4 protein-coding genes are annotated in these 3,169 nt (G+C 60.0%); 1 reads left to right on the forward strand and 3 read right to left on the reverse strand.

Translation table 11 applies throughout. The features are described from left to right. Positions 1-103: 103 nt before the first annotated feature. Positions 104-463, forward strand: a complete 360-nt coding sequence (locus CWO89_RS42275) for a response regulator transcription factor (RefSeq protein WP_245476823.1) — start codon at positions 104-106, stop codon at positions 461-463. A 545-nt stretch (positions 464-1,008) separates the two neighbouring features. Here the strand turns inward: CWO89_RS42275 and CWO89_RS46540 are convergent. From CWO89_RS46540 to CWO89_RS48590, 3 genes are all read right to left on the reverse strand, one after another. Further along, positions 1,009-1,179: a hypothetical protein gene (locus CWO89_RS46540; RefSeq protein WP_165421571.1), complete on the reverse strand. Its 171-nt coding sequence runs from the start codon at positions 1,177-1,179 to the stop codon at positions 1,009-1,011. A 62-nt stretch (positions 1,180-1,241) separates the two neighbouring features. Next, positions 1,242-1,559 (reverse strand): hypothetical protein, encoded by a 318-nt coding sequence (locus CWO89_RS42280; protein ID WP_130230643.1) that lies wholly within the window; start codon positions 1,557-1,559, stop codon positions 1,242-1,244. 118 nt (positions 1,560-1,677) lie between these two features. Beyond that, positions 1,678-2,694, reverse strand: coding sequence for an integrase core domain-containing protein (locus CWO89_RS48590; RefSeq protein WP_130584136.1), 1,017 nt, complete (start codon positions 2,692-2,694; stop codon positions 1,678-1,680). Positions 2,695-3,169: the final 475 nt, after the last annotated feature.

Here is a 3,169-nt window from a genome sequence, read left to right on the forward strand (position 1 = left end):
GATACGGACTCGCATCACGTCGGCTCGATTCTTTCCGTCGGGAACGATCGGCCGATTGGGCCGTTCGACTGCGTGACGGATGCCATTTCCTAGTGAGCCACCAGTGAGCGTACTTCTCGTCGAGGACGACCCTCTGATCCGCGAATTCGTAGTCGAAGCGCTGCGCGAGGCAGGCTATCACGTGATCCACGCGAGCACTGGAGAGGAGGCTCTGGCCTGGTGCGAGCACCACGTCGCGCTGGTCACCGACGTCAGGCTGCCCGGACAAGTCGATGGATGGCAGATCGCGGAACGCTACCGAGAGCAGGATCCGAACCTGCCGGTCATCTACGCAACGGGCTTCTCGCCCACCCCACCACGCCCCGTCCCCGGCAGCCGCATCGTGAACAAGCCCTTCCATCCGGAGGAGATCGTCCGGACAATCAAGGAGCTCGGCGAGGAAAAGGGGGCACCGCCTGGTTAGCTGCTCTACTCATGGCAAAGCCTTTCTCTTCTTCCAACAGTTCGGTGAGGGGTCGTTGCGATCCTGTACGCCGATCCTGCGCAGGGCATGTTCGTAGGCTCGAGACAGCCGCGCGATCTCTTCAGGCCCGAGAGGTGAGTTTTGAAGTATCCGGTAGATGGCCAATTGTTATTCCCATGCGGGCACCAATCGCTGAAGGAGCATTGCATCGTCGAAGCAAATTTTGGTTTCGCGACCTGCCGCCTCACTTTCGTCCTGCGAGGATGCAGTGAGAGGTAGTTAGCGAAGAGCGCCGCTGACCTGCGGTCGTACTCGTCTGCCTTTCCGGGCGACTGGATCAAGAAACTTCGCTGCGCGCAGAGGAACGATAGCGCGAGCGCCAGGTTTTCCCCGACGCCCCTGCCCCAAGGGGCGAAGCCCGTACTGGCCCGAGCTCATAGCCCCTGCCCCCCGAGCTGGGCCTTCATCCGGCGAGCTTGGGAAGCGCCGCGAACCGGAGGCATCGGCGAAGCTCCCGCCCTTCCGAATCCTTTGCTCCCCAGAGGCTATTGGTCTTCGTCTGCGGCGGCCGAATCCTGGGTGCCGAGCAGCTTCAACGCGGTCTCGATCTTGGCGAGGCGCGCCTGGATTTCGGCGCGCTCGTTCGAGCCGGGATCGGCTTCGAGCCGCGCCAGCAACTGCTCCTTCTGTCCCAGGAGCTTTGCAACGGCAGTCATCTCATCACCGAGAAAAGTAGCCATATCGAAAGGGCCGCTCAGAGAGCGGCCCTTTTCCTAGTTCACCAGCGGCCGGTGCCGAAGCTGAAACCGATGCTCGGGCCACCGCCGTAGTAGCCGTAGCCGCGATCGTAGTAGCCGGGCCCGCCATAGGAGCCGTAGCTCCGGCGCACCACATAGCCGTCGTCTCCGCCGTAGTATCGCTGGACGTAGCGGGGACCGCGGGTGCGGTAGCAGCGACCGTACTCACTGCAGACCAGGCGAACCTGATCGACGTTGGCCACCTCCGCCGACCCGAGCGAGGTTGGATTGAGCGGAGCTGCCGACGCAGCCGACGCCAACAAGGCGGTCGCGAAAGCACCGAGCGCAATTGTCTTCATGTTCGTCTTCCTCCGTTTGGCGAGATCAGTCGATTTCTTCGATGACGCGACGTTCCTGCGGTTCGACGATGTAGGTGCGGCTATCCCGGTGAATGTACCGGTTGTGTGTACTGAAAACTTAAGCTCGGGCGTAATGGTGGTGAAGGCCACCAAGGATGGCGTGTGATTTGATGCTTCCGGTTCGTTGAATCTGGCGCGCGATCGGAGCATCTTTGTTCAACGAACGGTGCGTTCTGATGTCGTTGTAATAGCGAGCATACTCTCGCAGGATTCGACGCAGGTGCACTTCGCCCAGGACAATGACGTGTTCCAAACACTCACGCCGGATCGATCCGATCAGCCGTTCGGCAAAGCCATTCTGCCACGGTGAAGCCGGTGCGGTTGGCTTGTCCCGGATGCCCATGGCGCGCAATTGTCGCGTGACAACGCTGCCATAGATCCGGTCGCGATCGCGGATGAGGTAGCGCGGAGCCTCATCCCAGGGAAATGCCTCCGTTATTTGACGTGCAATCCATTCTGCGGTCGGAGTTGCCGTGACATTGATCCAGACGAGCTTTCTGCGGTCCAGTCGGACGACGACGAAGGCATAGAGCAGGTCGAAACCGATGGTCGGAACAACGAACAAATCCATGGCGGAAATTTCCGGCGCGTGATTACGCAAGAAGATCCGCCATCCCTGGCTGGGTGGCCCGCGTCGCTTCACCATGTACTTGGCGACGCTGGACTGCGCGACCTCGAACCCGAGCTTGAGCAGTTCGCCGTGGATGCGCGGCGCGCCCCAAAGCGGATTTTCGACGCTCATCCGCCGGATCAACGCGCGCAACTCGGTGTCGATCGGCGGTCGGCCTCCCTGTGGGCGCGACTTCCAGCGCCAGTAGCAGTGAAAGCCAGCCCTCTGCCAACGCATGAGCGTCTCGGGTCGGATGATGGTGAGAACCTGCAGGATCGACGGAAACCAGCGATACAGCTGGACAAGGAACCAGCGATCATGATTCGTGAGCCGGGCGCGACCATGCAGCCGGCGCCGCAAGACAATTAACTGATGTCGAAGCACCGCGTTCTCCGCTTCGAGTCGCAACTTCGACTTGAATGGCGAGACCAGGACGGCCAGCACGAAACACAGCAGCCCAATCATTCCGTCAGCTTAGATTCCATCACGCTATCAACCCAGACAAGGTTTTCGGTACACACAGGAAGGTAGACCGGACTACGTCAAGCTCCTTTATAAGCCTAGGGTTTGACGTCGCGGGTTGAGACGCGGTTCAAAGCAATTCGCGACAGGGGCGGCCAAACTCAGACCGTTGAAGTGCACTTCCGTTAATGGCCCTAAAGGCGACATACCTCGCCCAGCCTCCAGTCGCATCCGTCGTTTTCCCGAGCCGTTCATCTACCGATCTTAAAAATGTGAATGGCCTGATTTCGAATTAACTAGAGCAACTGTTTGTATGGTGAAACGTCGGTGACCATCTGGCCCCATTGGCGAAGTGCCAATGGCCCTCGTCGAGGTCCGCTTGGCGTGGCATGGCCGACAAGATTTGCTCACGCTGAGTTCTTCTGACTTTGCCCCAAACGTACGTTCGGCCGGCCATTGCTGAGCTCCACCGAACCAA

It is taken from the genome of Bradyrhizobium sp. Leo170 (assembly GCF_004296405.1).
GTDB lineage: Bacteria > Pseudomonadota > Alphaproteobacteria > Rhizobiales > Xanthobacteraceae > Bradyrhizobium.

Coding starts and splice junctions, on each gene's coding strand:
- CWO89_RS46540 (WP_165421571.1), bottom strand. CDS start 1,179: ATGACTGCCGTTGCAAAGCTCCTGGGACAGAAGGAGCAGTTGCTGGCG.
- CWO89_RS42280 (WP_130230643.1), bottom strand. CDS start 1,559: ATGAAGACAATTGCGCTCGGTGCTTTCGCGACCGCCTTGTTGGCGTCG.
- CWO89_RS48590 (WP_130584136.1), bottom strand. CDS start 2,694: ATGATTGGGCTGCTGTGTTTCGTGCTGGCCGTCCTGGTCTCGCCATTC.